This window comes from Streptomyces sp. NPDC039424 (genome assembly GCF_055639495.1).
The window spans coordinates 168,034-183,362 of record NZ_JBVKAI010000011.1 but is presented as its reverse complement, the minus strand read 5'-3'; the positions used below and the strand labels follow the sequence as shown (position 1 = coordinate 183,362).

Here is a 15,329-nt window from a genome sequence, read left to right as displayed (position 1 = left end):
TTCAGTCCCGGCCTCCCTTTTCCTTCGCCGGCCAGACCCCCGTCGAGCGTTCGATGGCCTTGGCCCCGGTGCGGTCCACGGCGCTGCGCACCACCGCGAAGATGGCGCCCTGGACCGCCGCGGCCAGCAGGATCTCGCCCCAGCCGCGGTCCGGGTCCAGCGCGTCGGGCGCGTCGTCCTCGTGCCGCAGCGTCTTCCAGGCCTTGCGGAAGGCCATCCCCGCGAGCGCCCCGCCCGCCCAGCTCAGCACGAAGCCGACGGGCTGGTAGGCGAGGGGCAGCTTCTTCTTCTTGGCCACGAGTGATACTCCTTAGTCTGCGGTCTGCTGCGATGGGTACGTTTCAGGGCCGCCCCGCGGCCGGCACCTCCTCGCCGGGGCGGAGCGGTCCGGGCGGTGTGCCGTCGCCGAACGGCCGGCCGCCGAGTTCCTCCCGGTGGTGCGGCGCGAGCCAGCCGGCGAGGTCCGGCCCGAGCGGCACGATCCCGGTGGGATTGATGCCGGTGTGGACCTGGTAGTAGTGCCGTTTGATGTGGTCGAAGTCGACGGTGTCGCCGAATCCGGGCGTCTGGTAGAGGTCCCGGGCGTACGCCCACAGCACGGGGTTCTCCGCCAGCTTCCAGCGGTTGCACTTGAAGTGACCGTGATAGACGGCGTCGAAACGGACCAGTGTGGTGAACAGCCGGATGTCCGCCTCGGTGAGGGTGTCACCGACGAGGTAGCGCTGCCCCGAGAGCCGCTTCGCGAGCAGCTCCAGCCGCCGGAAGACCGCGGCGCAGGCGGCCTCGTACTCCTCCTGGTGGGTGGCGAACCCCGCCCGGTACACGCCGTTGTTGACGTCCTCGTAGACGTCCGCCATCACCTCGTCGATCTCGTCCCGCAGCGCGCGCGGATACAGGTCCGGCGCCCCTCGGCGATGCAGCGCCGTCCACTCGGTGGCCAGATCGAGGGTAAGCCGCTGGTAGTCGTTGGTGACCAGGCGTCCGCTGGGCACGTCCACCACCGCCGGCACGCTCACGCCGCCCGGGTACCCGGTCTCCCGCCGGTCGTAGGCCTCGGCCAGGAAGCGGATGCCGAGTACGGGGTCGCGGCCGTCGGGGTCGAGGGTGAAGCGCCAGCTGCGGTCGTCCTGGACCGGATCGGCGATCGCCAGGGACAGGGCGTCCTCCAGGCCCAGCAGCCGGCGCGAGATCACCGCCCGGCTCGCCCACGGACAGGCGCGGCTGGCCACCAGACGGTAGCGGCCCGGCTCCACCGGCCAGCCGTCGCGGCCGTCCACCGTGATCCGGTCCGCGAAGTGGCTCTTGGACCGGGTGAACGACTTGCGGCCGTACGCGCTGTTGCCCTCGCCACTCATGTTTCCTCCTTGCCGCGGGGGGCGTCCTGGTGAACGCGTTCCCCGATTTGCGCCGTCGGCACGGTGTGAGCTGTCCCGGTGCGGGCAATCGGCGGTGGTGAGCGGGACATCCTCGGAAGAGAAGACCGAAGACAAGACGGAAGCGCGGACCGGCGAGAAGGCCGCGGAGCACGCCGGAGAGGAGGCGGCGGAGAGCGAGTCTCCCCGTGCCGGAGCCCCGGACGACGGGGCCGACCGCAGAACACGCGTCACCGTCCTCGTGGCACTGGCTGCCAATCTGGTCATCGCCGCCGCCAAGGCCGCCGGAGGACTCCTCGCGGGCTCGCCCGCCCTGCTGTCGGAGGCGGCCCACTCGGTCGCCGACAGCCTCAACGAGGTCTTCCTGCTGGCCGCGCTGCGCCGCAGCCGCCGCCCGGCCGACGCACGGCACCCCTTCGGCTACGGCAAGGAGCGGTTCTTCTGGTCGCTCCTCGCCGCCGTCGGGATCTTCGTCATGGGCGGCTGCTTCTCCTTCTTCCAGGGTGTCGAGGCGCTGCGCAACGGCGCGGAGGAGAAGTTCAGCGGCTATGTGGCGGGCCTGATCGTGCTGGGCGTCGCGCTGCTCGCCGAGGGCGCGTCCCTGTTCCGGGCGCTGCACCAGGTGCACCGGCAGGGCGGCGGTCTCGGCGGCATGCGCGACCCCGCCCTGCGTACCGTCGTCGCCGAGGACGGCACGGCGGTGCTCGGCGTGACCCTCGCCATCGCCGGCATGGCCCTGCACATGGCCACCGGCCAGGTCGTCTGGGAGGCGTCGGCCTCGCTGGCGATCGGCGTGCTGCTGGTGTACGTGGCCTACCGGCTCGGCCGGGACGCCCGTGACCAGCTCATCGGGGAGGCCGCCGACCCGGAGCTGAGCGCCCGGATGCGGGCGCTGCTGGAGTCGGAGCCGGAGATCGACAGCGTGGAGGCGCTGTTCACCATGAAGCTGGGGCTCGACTCGACCCTGGTGGCCGCCCGGATCGACCTGGTGCCCGGCCTGGACAGCGAGCGGGTCGAGGAGGTCGCCGTGCGCATCAAGCGCTCCCTCGCCGAGGCCGTCCCGGAGGCCGAGCAGATCTTCCTCGACGTGACCGACCGCCCGGCGCACGAGGCACGGGAAAGCCCCGCCGCGACGGGGGAACGCGGCGGGGCCTGACAGGCGGGTGCCCGGGGCGGAGGAGGTTCATGCCTCCCCGAAACAGATTTTTCTAAAAGACGGCGTTCCCGGGCCGGAATCAGTCCCCGTCGGCCGGTTCGAGGACGAAGAGCGGGATCTCCCGGGAGGTCTTCCGCTGGTAGTCGGCGTAGGCCGGGTACGCGGCCACGGCCCGCTCCCACCACGCGGCCTTCTCCTCGCCGGTGACCTCACGAGCCCTCATGTCCTGCTTGACCGGGCCGTCCTGCAGCTCCACCCGCGGGTCGGACTTGACGTTGAAGTACCACACCGGATGCTTGGGAGCGCCGCCCAGCGAGGCGACCGCGGCGTACCGCCCGTCGTGCTCCACCCGCATCAGCGGCGTCTTGCGGATCTTGCCGCTCCTGGCACCCCGGGTCGTCAGCACGATCACGGGCAGCCCCGTGTCCCTCAGCGTCGTCCCCTTGGTGCCACCGGAGCTCTCGTACAACTCGACCTGTTCGCGCACCCACTGGGTCGGGCTGGGCTCGTACTCACCCTCGAGAGGCATGACGTTCGTCCCTTCGACGGTCTGCGGCTGACTGGCATCGTGCTGCAACACCGGACGGTGCTCGTTTCATCCGTACCACGCCCGCCGGACCGGATCCGGCAGCCGCCGCGCCCGCGCGGCGCCCGTATCGCGCCAGGCCCGGGTCACGGCGCCACCGCCGTCCGCACCGCCAGCACCATGGTCACGCCGCTCGACAGCAGCGCCGTGGCCAGCCGTCCCCGGCGACCGGTGAGGGCGCGGCCGAGCAGCGCGCCGCCGCCGGCGAGCAGCAGCTGCCAGCTCGCGGAGGCTGCGAAGGCGGCGAGGACGAAGACGCCCTGCTCCCAGGGGCGTACGGCGTCCCCGGCGCGGGTGCCGAGCACCAGCGCGGCGAAGTAGATCACCGTGGTGGGATTGAGGAGTGTGATCCCGAGAAGGCCCAGGTAGGCCCGCCCGGGGCCGGGCGGCGGCCGGTCCGCCCGGGTGCTGAGCGTCAGCGCGCGGTACTGCCGTACGGCGGTCACCGCGCCCAGCACCGCCAGGGCCGCCAGTACCAGCGCCGAGGTCCAGCGCAGCGGTTCGAGCACCGGCCGCAGCACCGCCGCGAGGGCGGAGCCGCCCACCGCGGCCAGCAGCGCGTACAGGCCGTCGGCGCTCGCCACGCCGAGCGCGGCCGAGGCACCGGTCCGCAGGGACGTACGGGCGGTGAGGGAGACCAGATAGGCCGCGACCGCGCCGACGGGTACGGCGACGCCGTATCCCGCGAGCAGGCCCGCGACGAGCGCGGCCGTCATGGGCGCGTTGGCTCGGTCCTGCGGGGGCGGCCGGGCTGCTGTCGGCCCCGCACCGGGAGGACGGCGGCGGAGGTCGGCGGCAGGATGAAGTCAGTCGTGAACATGCGCCCGATCGTGGGGCCCGCGGCCGGGCACCGGCAACCGGATTTCGGCGCGGTCACGGTGGCCGCGAGCGCGATGTTCGGCCAGATCGCGCGGATCACCGATCTGGCCGAACTTGCCGTCGTCCCCTAGATGCCCGAGGCATCTAATGAAGATCGGCACGACGCACCCTTCGTCTGCGAGGCCTGCCATGACGGAACCGACGGAACTGACGCAACTGACGGAAACAACGGAACCGATGGACGCGCCGGCTCGGCACGAGCCCGTCGCCTTCCCCCAGGACCGCACCTGCCCCTACCATCCGCCGACCGCCTACGACCCGCTGCGCGCACACCGCCCGCTGGCCCGCGCCACCCTGTACGACGGCCGGCCGGTCTGGCTGGTCACCGGCCACGCCGCCGCCCGCGCGCTGCTGTCCGACCCGCGCCTGTCCGCAGACCGCACCCGCTCCGGCTTCCCCGTGATCACGCCGCGCATCGCGGCGGTCCGCGACCGCAGGATCGCCCTCCTCGGGCTCGACGACCCCGAACACCACACCCAGCGGCGGATGATGGTCCCCGGCTTCACCCTCCGGCGCGCCACCGAACTGCGGCCCGCCATCCAGAAGATCGTCGACGAGCGGCTGGACGACATGATCTCCCAGGGGCCGCCCGCCGACCTGGTCGGCGCGTTCGCACTGCCCGTGCCGTCCATGGTGATCTGCTCCCTGCTGGGCGTCCCGTACGCCGACCACGAGTTCTTCGAGGAGCAGTCCCGGCGGCTGCTGCGCGGCCCGGAACCGGCCGACACCCTGGACGCCCGCGAGCAACTGGAGTCCTACCTGGGCGAGTTGATCGACCGCAAGGGCAGCCGCCCGGAGCCCGGCGACGGCATCCTCGACGACCTCGCCCACCACCAGCTGCGCGAGGGCACGGTCGACCGCGCGGAAGCGGTCTCGCTGGCCGTCGTCCTGCTGGTCGCCGGCCACGAGACCACGGCCAACATGATCTCGCTCGGCACCTACACCCTCCTGCGGCATCCCGAGCGGCTGGCCGAACTCCGCGCCGACCCCGCGCTGCTGCCCGCCGCGGTCGAGGAGCTGATGCGGGCGCTGTCCATCGCCGACGGGCTGCTGCGCACCGCCCTGGAGGACATCGAGGTGGCCGGGACGACGATCCGGGCCGGTGACGGGGTGGTCTTCTCGACCTCGGTCATCAACCGCGACGCGTCCGTCTACCCCGATCCCGACGCCCTGGACTGGCACCGCCCGGCCCGCCACCACGTGGGCTTCGGCTTCGGCATCCACCAGTGCCTGGGCCAGAACCTGGCCCGCGCCGAGCTGGAGATCGCCCTCGGGACGCTGTGGCAGCGGCTGCCCGGACTGCGTCTGGCGGTGCCGCCGCAAGCCGTTCGGTTCAAGCCCGGCGACACGATCCAGGGGATGCTGGAACTCCCCGTGGCCTGGTAAGAGGCTCTGCTCATGCCCAACGACTCGATCGCGCGCATCGACATCGACAAGGACGTCTGCATCGGCGCGGGCCAGTGTGCCCTGGCCGCCCCGGGCGTCTTCACCCAGGACGACGACGGCTACAGCACGCTGCTCCCCGGCCGGGCGGACGGCGGCGGCGACCCGATGGTCCGGGAGGCGGCCCGCGCCTGCCCGGTCGGCGCCATCACCGTGTCCGGGGAGGGCTGATCCGGCCGGCGGCCTGAAGGAGCAGGCCCGCCGCCTCGCGGGCCTCGGCCGCCGGCCGCGTGCCGCCCTCCGTGCCCGCCGTGACCATGGCCCCCTCGGCCAGCAGGAACAGGGGGCCGGCCAGCGCGGCGGGCAGCCCCGCCCCGGTCACCAGAGAGGCGAGGTACTCCCGGAACGCCCGCTTGTGCGCGCCCACCTGGCCCGCCACGCGCACCGACGTGGCGCCCAGCTCGCCGTACGCGTTGATCCAGGCGCAGCCGCGGAAGCCGTCCTCGCCGAACCAGTCCTCCAGCCAGTCGAACACGGCCAGGATCCGCCGGGCCGGGTCCTCCTCGCGCTCCACGTACGCGGCGAGCCGCCCGCGCCAGTGAACGTCCCGCCGCTCCAGATAGGCCTCGACGAGCTGCTCCTTCGCCGGGAAGAGCTGGTAGAGCCGCTTGAGCGAGACGCCCGAGGCGCCCCGGATCTCGTCCATGCCGACGGACTGGACGCCCCGCCCGTAGAACAGCTCCTCGGCGGCGTCCAGCACCCGCTCCCGGGCGACTGCGCTGTCCATGTACGACCACTCCTTGACGCGAGAACGAGCGTTCTCCTACGGTAGCAGCCACGCCGGAGAACGACCGTTCTCCAGGTGCGGCCCGCCGAGGAGGAGCCATGACCGACCGCCCGCCCCTGCCGCCCTTCACCCGCGAGACCGCCGCCCGGAAGGTGCAGGCCGCCGAGGACGCCTGGAACACCCGCGACCCGCACCAGGTCGCGCTCGCCTACTCCGAGGACTCGGTCTGGCGCAACCGCGACACCTTCGTCACCGGCCGCGCCGCGATCGTGGAGCTCCTCACCGCCAAGTGGGCGCGGGAGCGGGAGTACGCGCTGCGCAAGGACCTGTGGGCCTTCGACGGCGACCGCATCGCGGTCCGCTTCCAGTACGAGTGCCGGGACGCCGACGGCCAGTGGTGGCGGTCGTACGGCAACGAGCTGTGGGAGTTCGACGGACGCGGGCTGATGACCCGCCGGGAGGCGAGCATCGACGACGTGCGCATCGAGGAGCACGAGCGCAGGATCCGCGGCCCCCGGCCGGAAGCCGAGCGGGGGCTGTCCTTCCCGCTCCAGTAGGGTTCCCGGATGACCGAACAGGCCGGGAAGCCCTTCCTCTACCTCGTAGTGTGCGCGGCCGGGATCGCGGCGGACGTCAGCAAGCTGATCACCGCCGCCCAGGAACGGGACTGGGAGGTCGGCGTCTTCGCGACGCCGGTCGCGACGGGCGGCTTCTTCGACACCGCCGCCGTCGAGGCGCAGACCGGCCGCCCCCTCCGCTCCGCCTGGCGCAGCCCCGGCGACCCCCGCCCCTTCCCGCCGCCCGACGCGGTGGTGGTCGCCCCCGCCACCTTCAACACCGTCAACAAGTGGGCCGCCGGAATCGCCGACACCCTCGCCCTGGGCACCCTGTGCGAGGCCGCGGGCCTCGGCGTGCCGATCGCCGTCCTGCCCTGCGTGTCCGACGCCCTGGCCGCCCACCCCGCCTACCAGGAGAGCCTGATACGCCTGCGCGGGATGGGCGTCCGCTTCGCCGACCCGTACTCCGGCGAGCCGCAGGACGCCGGCGGCCGGCCGGAGTTCGCGTGGGAACGGGCCCTCGACCTCCTGGACGCCCGCTAGAGGCAGCCGCTCACCGCACCTCGCGCACGTACCCCGCGCTGTCCGGCGTCGAGACCCGTACGTCCCGGCGCACGATGCTCAGCTTGCCGCCGAAGGCCGCGACGGCCTTGCGCAGGCCCTTGTCCGAGTACTCGATGACGACGACCCGGTCGTCGAAGGCCTTGGCGTACGTCCCGCACTCGTCGTACTCGCCGCACTCCTCGGCCACCGCGAAGTCCAGCCCGGTGCGTTTCCTGGACCCGGCCAGTTCCACGGTGTTCTTCTGGGCGATGGCCAGTTGCCGGGCGTGCGCGTGGCGGGCCAGGAGGGTCATGAAGGCGGTCGCGTCGTCGGCGGTGAGCAGGTGCCGGGATCGGGTGTAGCTGTCGTAGTTGTCCGGCTCGACGGCGTCGAAGCCCTTGGCGGCGCACTCGTCGATCCAGCGGTCGACCCGCTCGGCCGCGCGCTCGCGCTTGGCGGGCGTCCGGATGTCCAGCAGCGGCTCGTTCCACTCCTTGTCGATGACCACCTCGCCGTCGGCGTCGCGCAGCAGCAGCTCGGCGGGCCAGGAGGCGCGCTCCTCGGGCTGGGCCTGGAAGGCGTTGACGTAGCAGATGTTGTACAGACCCGGCGCCGGGGAGGCCGAGCGGTCACGGCTGACGATCCGTACACCCGCGGGCGGGGGATAGGGGCCGCCGATCTGGTAGTCGAACCCGGCGGCCCGCGGCGGGAGCCGAACTCCCCCGGCGGGCTCGCCGGTTGACGCGGAGGGCGGGCCCGCGTGCCCTGCGCCGGAGGAACCGCACCCCGCGAGCCCCAGGGCCACGGTGGCGGCGAGCAGGACAGGGGTCGCGGGTGACAGCGGGCGCGACGGCACGGGTGCGATCAAATCCGCCGGGCGCGGCCGTCGTCAAGTCGGGCGGGACGTGCTACGACGTACGCTCCCCCTGGTAACCGACCCGAAGGCAGGAGCAGCAACGATGCAGTACGTGAAGCTCGGTTCGACGGGCCTGGACGTGTCGCGGATCTGTCTGGGCTGCATGACCTACGGCCTGCCCGACCGCGGCGTCCACGAGTGGACCCTCGACGAGGAGGCGTCGCGCCCGCTGATCCGGCAGGCGCTGGACGCGGGCATCAACTTCTTCGACACGGCCAACGTCTACTCCGACGGCACCAGCGAGGAGATCGTCGGCCGGGCGCTGCGGGACTTCGCGAGCCGCGACGAGATCGTCCTCGCGACCAAGGTGAACGGGCGGATGCGGCCCGGGCCCAACGGGGCGGGCCTGTCCCGCAAGGCGATCATGACGGAGATCGACCACAGCCTGCGCCGCCTCGGCACCGACTACGTCGACCTCTACCAGATCCACCGCTACGACCACCACACGCCCGTCGAGGAGACGATGGAGGCGCTGCACGACCTGGTCAGGGCGGGCAAGGTGCGCTACATCGGGGCGAGTTCGATGTACGCCTGGGAGTTCTCCAAGGCCCAGTACACCGCCGAGCGGCACGGCTGGACGAAGTTCGTGTCCATGCAGAACCACTACAACCTCCTCTACCGCGAGGAGGAGCGGGAGATGCTGCCGCTCTGCGCCGACCAGGGCGTCGGCGTGCTGCCCTGGAGCCCCCTCGCCCGCGGCCGTCTCACCCGGGACTGGGGCACCACCACCGAGCGCAGCGCGGGCGACACCTTCGGCAGCCGCCTCTACCCGGACAGCGACCGCTCGATCGTCGAGGCCGTCACCCGGATCGCCGGCGAGCGCGGTGTCCCGCGCGCCCAGGTCGCCCTGGCCTGGCTGCTGCACCAGGACACGGTGGCCGCGCCGATCGTCGGCGCGGCCAGGCCGCGGCACATCGAGGACGCGGTGGCCGCCGTCGAACTGGAGCTGAGCGACAAGGAGATCGAGCAACTCCAGGCGCCCTACACCCCGCACGCCATCAGCGGCCACTGACCATCAGTGGGGTCCGTGCGGTGCGAACTCCGTGCCGCACGGACCGGCCCCCTCGCTCCCGGGCAGCGGGACGCGGGCGCCGGACATGGTCATCGTCCGGTAGTAGTCGCCGATGCGCTCGGCCGAGCGGCCGACGTAGTGTCCGATGAAGGAGCGGCGGAACCGGTCGGCGCTGCGGTTGGGCTGCGAGCCGTGCACCAGGCTGCCGTTGAAGAACAGCACGTCGCCCGGCGCCATGTCCACGGGTACGGCGCTCAGGCCCGGCGGCGGCGCGACGTACTCCCGGGCGAACGACAGCCCGGCGTCCGCCTCCTCGGGGCAGAACAGGTCCATCCGGTGCGTGCCGGGGACGACTTCGAGCCCGCCGTTGTCCCGGTCGATCTCGTCGCAGGCGACCCACGCGGCCACGCAGGTGCCCGGCTCCACCCGGAGATAGAAGTTGTCCTGGTGCAGCGCCTGGCCCCGGGCGCCCGGCGGCTTGAAGTAGAACATGCTCTGCGCGGCCAGCACCTCCTCACCGAACAGCGCCTCCAGCACGGTCCGCAGCCGGGCGTCCAGCAGGAGGTCCCGGGCGAGGTCGCTGATCTCGTGCGGATGCATGACCCTCGGGTGGGTGTGCAACGGGTCGGCCAAAGAGCCCTCCGGGGGTGTGCGGGGCTCGAAGTGCCCGGGCACCGGGCCGCCCGCGGGCAGCGCCGCGAACTCCGCGCACAGCCGGTCGATCTCCTCCCGCCCGAACAGGCCGGGTACCACCGTGAAACCCGCCTCCTCGAACTCCCCGACCCGCTGCCGCAGCGCCTCGGGCGCGAGGTACGCCTGGTTGTCCGTCGCTGTCATGTCGCCGTCCCTCCGTTCACCGTCCTGGCCTGTAAAGCTAGGCCGACCCGCCCGTCCGGAGGATGCCCGTGAGTACTGAGCAGCTGCCCGAGACTGCCGCGCCCGGTGACCCCTCGCCACCGCCCGGCGTGGTGGTGGTCGGCCGTTTCGACCGGGATCCCGGGTACGGCGTCAACCGGCCCGGCGGCGCCGAGAGCTGGCTGTTCACCTGGACGACGGGCGGGCACGGCCTGGTCCGGCAGGGGCTGGCCGAGGCCCGTCCCGGGGCGGGTGACCTGGTGGTGCTCGCGCCCGGGGTCCGGCAGCGCTACGCCGTCGCACCCGGTGCCCCGCACTGGCGGTTCTGGTGGGCGCACTGCCAGGCCCGCCCGTCCTGGGCCGCCTGGCTCGGGCCGTATGCCGTCGCCGACGGGATGTACCTCGTCACCGTCCCCGCCGCCCTGCGCGAGCGGGTCGCCGCGGCGTTCGCCCGTATGCTCGCCGACGCCCGCCGGCCCGGCGGCTCGGCGACGCCCGCCGCGCCGCCCGAGGACGAACCGGTCGCCGTCGCCCACCACAGCGCGGCCCGGGAACTGGCTCTGTGCGCACTGGAGGAGGTCGTCCTGCTCGGGGCCGCGGGAGCGCGCGAGCCGGCACCGCCGCCGGGCGCCGACGCCCGGATCCTGCGCGCCGAGGAGCTGATCGCCGCCGACCCGGCCGCCCCGCACACCGTGCGCTCGCTCGCCGCGGCTGTCGCGCTCTCACCCTCCCGATTCGCCCACCTGTTCACCCGGCAGACCGGCCGGTCGCCGGTGCGGGCGCTGCGCGAGGCCCGACTGCGGCAGGCCGCGCAGCTGCTGGAGAGCACCGACCTGACCGTGGAGCGGGTGGCCGTGGCGTCCGGATTTCCCAGCCCGTTCCACTTCAACCGGGTCTTCCGGGAGCGCTTCGGGGTCCCGCCGGGCGCGTATCGGGCAATTACCGTGTCGAGACGGCGGTGACACGCGAAAGCCTCTATTGACGAATCGTCAATTCCGGGGGCCTGGGCGAGCAATCCGCGAAACCGGGAGGTCCCTTGTTCTGGCCCGCTGGCCTGTGCAAAGGTGTGCCCTGTCGGCGTGCTGACAATTCAGCTTGTCCCGCTGCATGCACGAGGCCGCTCCCGTACGCCCCCCATGCTTCAAAAGAGCTGCCGAAGGCGGACGTTCGAGATGTCGAATCCCGTACGGGTGGTCCGGACCGGGTCGTAGGGCCGGATAGCATACTCGTTGGTATGGACTAAATCTTGTGTTGCGTCTTGGAGGAATGCAGCCGTGAATGACGCAGGCATGTCGAATTCCCCCACCCCTCCCCGCCCGTTCGAGGTGACCGACGAGCAGCTGAGCGCGGAGCTGAAGAAGTGGACGGGAGCGACACCCGCGCTGCATCCCGTCGGCGAACTCCTCGACCGGCACTGGGAAGCGGCCTTCGCCTACGCCCGGCTGTGCACCGACGGACCGCGCGCGGCCGGCATGCTCACCACCGCGGCCTTCACCCGGCTCTTCGGCGCCTCGCTCAGACAGGCGGGGCCCACCTCCGCCTGGCGGCCCCAGCTTCTGGTCACCGTACGGCGCATCGCGGCGGAGTGGGACAACGACGGCCGCCAGGAACTGCTCCACCCCGAGCTGCGCTCCGGCGCGGCGGCCCGGCTGCAGCCGTCGGCGCAGCGGCGCCTGGTCTCCCGGGCGTTCCAGCGGCTGCCCCAGTCCGCCCGCGCCGTGCTGTGGCACACCGAGGTCGAGGCCGAACCCCTGGCGATACCCGCAGCTCTGCTCGGTCTCGACGAGGAGCGCGCCCGCGTCGAACTCGGGCGCGCCCGCGACCGGCTGCGCGAGGAGTGCCTGCAGGCCCACCGCGAGTTCGCCGAACAGGACGAGTGCCTGCGCTACGTCCGGATGCTGGACGTCACCTACCGGCGCGGCGGCGTCGACGTCGACCCGGACCTCCAGCGGCACCTGAACGGCTGCCGGCACTGCATGAGCACCGCCGAGCTGCTGAACCAGTTCAACGCCGGACTCGGCGTGCCCCTGGCCGAGGCGGTGCTCGGCTGGGGCGCCGAAGCCTACGTGGCGTCCCGGGCGGCCCAGGCCGAGCGGACCGCCGAGCCGGACCCCGGCCCGCACCTCGCCGCCGGGCCCGGTGGAGGCGAGCACGCGGCCGGGTTCGCGGGCGGCGAGTCCTTCACGTCCACGGCACCCCCACCCGCACCCGCGGGCGGCGAGTCCTTCACCGGCACCGCCCCCGAACTCCCGGACGGCGAGCCGCTCGCCGCCCCGGCAGCGAGCCTCGCGGACGCCGGACCCTTCGCCGCCACCGAACCCGCCGCCACGGCGAGCGAGGGCCTCGCCGGCGCCCCCGCCCCCGAACCCCGCCGCCCCCGTTCCGCGCGCCGCGCCGAGTCCCGCCCCGCCTCGGGCCGTTCCGCGCCGCGCACCGGTCGGCGTGCCGCCTCTCGCGCGTCCGCCCCCGGCACGGAGCCCGCTGCCGACTCCGGCTCCGGCGCGGCGGACACCGAGCCCCGTTCCGCCTCCCGCCGCTCCGCGCTGCGGGCGGTCCGCCGGGCCCGCCGCCGCAACCTCGCCCTGGCCGTGGCGACCGTGAGCGGTCTGGTCGTACTGCCGCTGGTGCTGTGGACGGTGCTCGGCTCCGGCGACGGCGCCGCCCCCGCCGCGAGCGGCAAGGACGCGAAGACGCCCGGCTCAGGCTCCTCGACCACGAACCCGTCCTGGGTCGGTTCCGGGGAGACGGCCAAGGGCAATCTGCGCGGCCGGCTGCACAACCTCGCCTCCGGGCTCTGCGTCGGCATCGTCGGCAAGAAGGCCGTCGAGGGCGCCGAGACCGAGCTCACCACCTGCTCCTCGGCGGCGAGCCAGCAGTGGACGTACGAGACCGACGGACTGCTGCGCAGCGCCGACGCCCCCGACCTGTGCCTGGACTCCCGCCTCGGCTACTCGGTGCAGCTCGCCCCGTGCACCGGCGCGGGCGGCAAGGACATCCGCTACGACTTCACGCTCCAGGGCGCCCTGGTGCCCCGGGGCGACCAGGACCTGGCGCTCACCCCCGCCGCCACCGACGGCGCGGGCGCCCTCGTCCTCAAGACCCGCGCGGACACGGACGTCCAGCGCTGGGTCATCGACACCTCCAAGCCCGACCTGGAGATACAGAACGTCAACTGGGACGCCGACACCACTCCCTTGACGACCCCCTCCGCCCCGGCCACGCCCAAGGCGGCGAAGAGCCCGTCGCCGACCCCCACACCGTCGGCGACGGCGTCGGCCCCGCGGTCGACACCGTCGAGCACCAGCTCCGCGGACCCGTGCGCGTACAACCCGTACTTCTGCTCCGGCGACGGGCAGTACGGCGGCGGATGGGGCCACGGCCCCGGATACGGCGGCTATGGCGGTTACGGCCCCGGATACGGGGGCCGCTGACCAACGAAACGGCGCCCGGCGAAGCGGCGTCTCAGCCGTGGTGCGGCGGCGGGGGAGGCGGCATCGTCGTCAGGTCGGGCGCCGCCTCCGGCCACACCAGCAGCACCGGGCAGGGCGCGTGGTCGACGGCGAAGCGCACGGCCGGGCCCAGGCTGCGCGGGCCGAGCCGCGCCCGGTCCCCGTCGCGGGCCAGCACCAGCAGATCGGCGCCCTCGGCGGCGGCCACCACCTCACGCTCGACCCGGCCGGTCCGCTCCAGCCGGGTGCAGGGCCGCCCGAGCCGTCCGGCCGCCGCTTCTAGGAGCGCGGCGGCCGAACTGCCGCCGAGGTCCTCCAGCCGGGTGCCGGGATCGCGTTCCGGATGGCCGCGGCCGAGCAGTCCGGCGAAGGCGCCGTGCGCCACGCCCGGCACGTCCGGCCCGCTGACGTGCAGCAGCACCACCTCGGACGCGGTGGCGGCGTGCGTGCGCACCGCGTCCACACAGGCGGGCCAGGTGCCCTCCACCAGCCACACGATCACACGCATCCGCGTCCTGCCTCCCTCGGTCCCACCGGCCCGTCCCACCGGCCCGTCTCACACCACCTGGAGCGATCCCCACAGTGCCACCACGGCCAGGGCGAGCGAAGCGGGCACGGCGAGCAGCCCCAGCCGGGTGAACTCCCCGAGGTCCACGTCGTGCTCGTGCTGGTGCACGATCCGCCGCCACAGCAGCGTCGCCAGCGAACCCGCGTACGTCAGGTTCGGGCCGATGTTCACCCCGAGCAGCACCGCCAGCACCGCGCCGGGCCCGGCCGGCGTGGCCAGCGGCAGCAGGACCAGCACGGCGGGCAGGTTGTTGATCAGGTTGGCCAGGACGGCGGCCAGCGCGGCGACACCGAGCAGCGCGGGCAGCCCCGTACCGCCGGGCAGTACGTGCCCCAGCGCGTCGGCGAGCCCGTTGTCCACGACCGCGCGCACCACGATGCCCAGCGCCAGCACGAACGCCAGGAAGCCCGGGGCCGCCGCCCGCACCACCGTCATCGGCGTCGCCCGCCGCCGCAGCAGCGCCCGCCCGGCGAGCGCCAGCGCCCCCGCCGTCGCCGCCCAGGCCGGGTCGACACCGGCCGCGGACGCCACCACGAAGCCCGCCAGCGTGCAGGCCACGGTCACCAGCGCGAACAGCGGCAGCCCGGGCGCCTCGGCGGCCTCCTGGGGCGTGGGGGCCGCCGCCGACAGGTCACGGGCGAAGAACCGCCGGAACACCGCGTACTCGGCCCCGATCGCCACCAGCCACGGCAGTGCCATCAGCGCGGCGAACCGGGTGAAGCTCAGCCCGCTCGCCGCGAACGCCAGCAGGTTGGTCAGGTTGGACACCGGCAGCAGCAGCGACGCCGTGTTCGACAGATGGGTGCAGGCGTACACATGCGGCTTGGGCCGTACCCCGGTCCGGGCGGCCGTGGCGAACACCACCGGCGTCAGCAGCACCACCGTCGCGTCCAGGCTGAGTACGGCCGTGATCACCGACGCCAGCGCGAACACCGCCGTCAGCAGCCGCACCGGCCGCCCGGCCGCCCGGCCGGCCATCCACGCCCCGCACGCCTGGAACAGCCCCTCGACGTCGCAGAAGTGGGCGAGCACCAGGACCGCCGCGAGGAACCCGACCACCGGGCCCAGCCGCTCCGCCTCGGCCCGGGCGTGGTCCAGCGAGATCGCGCCGGTGGCGACGGCGATCCCGGCGGCGGGGACGGCCAGCACCGCCTCCGGCCACCCGAAGGGCCGTACGACGGCCCAGGCGAGCACGGCGACGAGCAGGACGACGGACAGGGCCTCGGCGAGCGGGGTGTTCAGGGCTCGGTCCTCCGCGAGGTGAT

Annotated in this window: 18 protein-coding genes; 9 read left to right on the top strand and 9 right to left on the bottom strand. The window is 73.6% G+C overall.

Annotated elements, in window-relative coordinates:
* Position 1: 1 nt before the first annotated feature.
* Together ACZ7L0_RS26295 and ACZ7L0_RS26290 are read right to left on the bottom strand one after the other, a co-directional pair.
* On the bottom strand, positions 2 to 298 hold the full coding sequence (locus tag ACZ7L0_RS26295; protein WP_471245014.1) for a DUF4235 domain-containing protein: 297 nt from the start codon (positions 296 to 298) through the stop codon (positions 2 to 4).
* A gap of 43 nt (positions 299 to 341) precedes the next feature.
* On the bottom strand, positions 342 to 1,355 hold the full coding sequence (locus tag ACZ7L0_RS26290) for a glutathione S-transferase family protein (protein ID WP_471245013.1): 1,014 nt from the start codon (positions 1,353 to 1,355) through the stop codon (positions 342 to 344).
* A gap of 97 nt (positions 1,356 to 1,452) precedes the next feature.
* Here ACZ7L0_RS26290 and ACZ7L0_RS26285 point away from each other — a divergent pair, with 97 nt between their 5' ends.
* On the top strand, positions 1,453 to 2,529 hold the full coding sequence (locus tag ACZ7L0_RS26285; protein WP_471245012.1) for a cation diffusion facilitator family transporter: 1,077 nt from the start codon (positions 1,453 to 1,455) through the stop codon (positions 2,527 to 2,529).
* 79 nt (positions 2,530 to 2,608) lie between these two features.
* Here the strand turns inward: ACZ7L0_RS26285 and ACZ7L0_RS26280 are convergent, their stop codons facing one another.
* Both ACZ7L0_RS26280 and ACZ7L0_RS26275 read right to left on the bottom strand, forming a co-directional pair.
* Complete coding sequence (locus ACZ7L0_RS26280; RefSeq protein ID WP_471245011.1) at positions 2,609 to 3,058, bottom strand: nitroreductase family deazaflavin-dependent oxidoreductase; 450 nt, start codon at positions 3,056 to 3,058, stop codon at positions 2,609 to 2,611.
* Between the two features lie 143 nt (positions 3,059 to 3,201).
* The gene (locus ACZ7L0_RS26275) at positions 3,202 to 3,831 is read right to left on the bottom strand and encodes a LysE family transporter (RefSeq protein ID WP_471245010.1); all 630 of its coding nucleotides are present in this window, start codon (positions 3,829 to 3,831) and stop codon (positions 3,202 to 3,204) included.
* Between the two features lie 84 nt (positions 3,832 to 3,915).
* Between ACZ7L0_RS26275 and ACZ7L0_RS26270 the strand changes: the two genes are divergently transcribed.
* From ACZ7L0_RS26270 to ACZ7L0_RS26260, 3 genes are all read left to right on the top strand, one after another.
* The gene (locus ACZ7L0_RS26270) at positions 3,916 to 4,065 is read left to right on the top strand and encodes a hypothetical protein (RefSeq protein WP_471245009.1); all 150 of its coding nucleotides are present in this window, start codon (positions 3,916 to 3,918) and stop codon (positions 4,063 to 4,065) included.
* Between the two features lie 106 nt (positions 4,066 to 4,171).
* A complete protein-coding gene (locus tag ACZ7L0_RS26265; protein ID WP_471245008.1) occupies positions 4,172 to 5,380 on the top strand; it encodes a cytochrome P450 in 1,209 nt (402 codons plus the stop codon).
* 12 nt (positions 5,381 to 5,392) lie between these two features.
* On the top strand, positions 5,393 to 5,608 hold the full coding sequence (locus ACZ7L0_RS26260) for a ferredoxin (protein ID WP_471245007.1): 216 nt from the start codon (positions 5,393 to 5,395) through the stop codon (positions 5,606 to 5,608).
* Here the strand turns inward: ACZ7L0_RS26260 and ACZ7L0_RS26255 are convergent.
* On the bottom strand, positions 5,586 to 6,164 hold the full coding sequence (locus ACZ7L0_RS26255; RefSeq protein ID WP_471245006.1) for a TetR/AcrR family transcriptional regulator: 579 nt from the start codon (positions 6,162 to 6,164) through the stop codon (positions 5,586 to 5,588). The two genes, ACZ7L0_RS26260 and ACZ7L0_RS26255, sit on opposite strands and share 23 nt — an antisense overlap.
* Before the next feature lie 98 nt (positions 6,165 to 6,262).
* On the opposite strand from ACZ7L0_RS26255, the gene ACZ7L0_RS26250 reads away from it, so the two are divergent.
* On the top strand, positions 6,263 to 6,721 hold the full coding sequence (locus ACZ7L0_RS26250) for a DUF1348 family protein (protein ID WP_471245005.1): 459 nt from the start codon (positions 6,263 to 6,265) through the stop codon (positions 6,719 to 6,721).
* Between the two features lie 9 nt (positions 6,722 to 6,730).
* The gene (locus ACZ7L0_RS26245; protein WP_471245004.1) at positions 6,731 to 7,264 is read left to right on the top strand and encodes a flavoprotein; all 534 of its coding nucleotides are present in this window, start codon (positions 6,731 to 6,733) and stop codon (positions 7,262 to 7,264) included.
* Positions 7,265 to 7,274: 10 nt separating this feature from the next.
* Here the strand turns inward: ACZ7L0_RS26245 and ACZ7L0_RS26240 are convergent, their stop codons facing one another.
* Positions 7,275 to 8,120 carry an endo alpha-1,4 polygalactosaminidase gene (locus tag ACZ7L0_RS26240; protein WP_471245003.1) on the bottom strand — a complete coding sequence of 282 codons (846 nt, stop codon included), beginning with the start codon at positions 8,118 to 8,120 and terminating at the stop codon, positions 7,275 to 7,277.
* 103 nt (positions 8,121 to 8,223) lie between these two features.
* Between ACZ7L0_RS26240 and ACZ7L0_RS26235 the strand changes: the two genes are divergently transcribed.
* Positions 8,224 to 9,192, top strand: a complete 969-nt coding sequence (locus ACZ7L0_RS26235; protein WP_471245002.1) for an aldo/keto reductase — start codon at positions 8,224 to 8,226, stop codon at positions 9,190 to 9,192.
* A gap of 3 nt (positions 9,193 to 9,195) precedes the next feature.
* On the opposite strand, the gene ACZ7L0_RS26230 is transcribed toward ACZ7L0_RS26235, so the two are convergent.
* Positions 9,196 to 10,029 carry a phytanoyl-CoA dioxygenase family protein gene (locus tag ACZ7L0_RS26230; protein ID WP_471245001.1) on the bottom strand — a complete coding sequence of 278 codons (834 nt, stop codon included), beginning with the start codon at positions 10,027 to 10,029 and terminating at the stop codon, positions 9,196 to 9,198.
* A 62-nt stretch (positions 10,030 to 10,091) separates the two neighbouring features.
* Between ACZ7L0_RS26230 and ACZ7L0_RS26225 the strand changes: the two genes are divergently transcribed.
* Positions 10,092 to 11,009, top strand: coding sequence for a helix-turn-helix domain-containing protein (locus tag ACZ7L0_RS26225; RefSeq protein ID WP_471245000.1), 918 nt, complete (start codon positions 10,092 to 10,094; stop codon positions 11,007 to 11,009).
* A 327-nt stretch (positions 11,010 to 11,336) separates the two neighbouring features.
* Positions 11,337 to 13,478 (top strand): ricin-type beta-trefoil lectin domain protein, encoded by a 2,142-nt coding sequence (locus ACZ7L0_RS26220; protein WP_471244999.1) that lies wholly within the window; start codon positions 11,337 to 11,339, stop codon positions 13,476 to 13,478.
* A gap of 31 nt (positions 13,479 to 13,509) precedes the next feature.
* Here the strand turns inward: ACZ7L0_RS26220 and ACZ7L0_RS26215 are convergent, their stop codons facing one another.
* Positions 13,510 to 14,004 carry a universal stress protein gene (locus ACZ7L0_RS26215; protein WP_471244998.1) on the bottom strand — a complete coding sequence of 165 codons (495 nt, stop codon included), beginning with the start codon at positions 14,002 to 14,004 and terminating at the stop codon, positions 13,510 to 13,512.
* Positions 14,005 to 14,052: 48 nt separating this feature from the next.
* Positions 14,053 to 15,306, bottom strand: coding sequence for an SLC13 family permease (locus ACZ7L0_RS26210; RefSeq protein WP_471245108.1), 1,254 nt, complete (start codon positions 15,304 to 15,306; stop codon positions 14,053 to 14,055).
* Between the last annotated feature and the right edge of the window lie 23 nt (positions 15,307 to 15,329).

Excerpts from the sequence above, each read along its gene's own strand:
- ACZ7L0_RS26280 (WP_471245011.1), bottom strand. The coding sequence starts at position 3,058 with ATGCCTCTCGAGGGTGAGTACGAGCCCAGCCCGACCCAGTGGGTGCGC.
- ACZ7L0_RS26265 (WP_471245008.1), top strand. The coding sequence starts at position 4,172 with ATGGACGCGCCGGCTCGGCACGAGCCCGTCGCCTTCCCCCAGGACCGC.
- ACZ7L0_RS26275 (WP_471245010.1), bottom strand. The coding sequence starts at position 3,831 with ATGACGGCCGCGCTCGTCGCGGGCCTGCTCGCGGGATACGGCGTCGCC.
- ACZ7L0_RS26215 (WP_471244998.1), bottom strand. The coding sequence starts at position 14,004 with ATGCGTGTGATCGTGTGGCTGGTGGAGGGCACCTGGCCCGCCTGTGTG.
- ACZ7L0_RS26235 (WP_471245002.1), top strand. The coding sequence starts at position 8,224 with ATGCAGTACGTGAAGCTCGGTTCGACGGGCCTGGACGTGTCGCGGATC.
- ACZ7L0_RS26225 (WP_471245000.1), top strand. The coding sequence starts at position 10,092 with ATGCCCGTGAGTACTGAGCAGCTGCCCGAGACTGCCGCGCCCGGTGAC.
- ACZ7L0_RS26260 (WP_471245007.1), top strand. The coding sequence starts at position 5,393 with ATGCCCAACGACTCGATCGCGCGCATCGACATCGACAAGGACGTCTGC.
- ACZ7L0_RS26220 (WP_471244999.1), top strand. The coding sequence starts at position 11,337 with ATGTCGAATTCCCCCACCCCTCCCCGCCCGTTCGAGGTGACCGACGAG.
- ACZ7L0_RS26230 (WP_471245001.1), bottom strand. The coding sequence starts at position 10,029 with ATGACAGCGACGGACAACCAGGCGTACCTCGCGCCCGAGGCGCTGCGG.
- ACZ7L0_RS26250 (WP_471245005.1), top strand. The coding sequence starts at position 6,263 with ATGACCGACCGCCCGCCCCTGCCGCCCTTCACCCGCGAGACCGCCGCC.
- ACZ7L0_RS26255 (WP_471245006.1), bottom strand. The coding sequence starts at position 6,164 with ATGGACAGCGCAGTCGCCCGGGAGCGGGTGCTGGACGCCGCCGAGGAG.
- ACZ7L0_RS26245 (WP_471245004.1), top strand. The coding sequence starts at position 6,731 with ATGACCGAACAGGCCGGGAAGCCCTTCCTCTACCTCGTAGTGTGCGCG.
- ACZ7L0_RS26290 (WP_471245013.1), bottom strand. The coding sequence starts at position 1,355 with ATGAGTGGCGAGGGCAACAGCGCGTACGGCCGCAAGTCGTTCACCCGG.
- ACZ7L0_RS26270 (WP_471245009.1), top strand. The coding sequence starts at position 3,916 with ATGAAGTCAGTCGTGAACATGCGCCCGATCGTGGGGCCCGCGGCCGGG.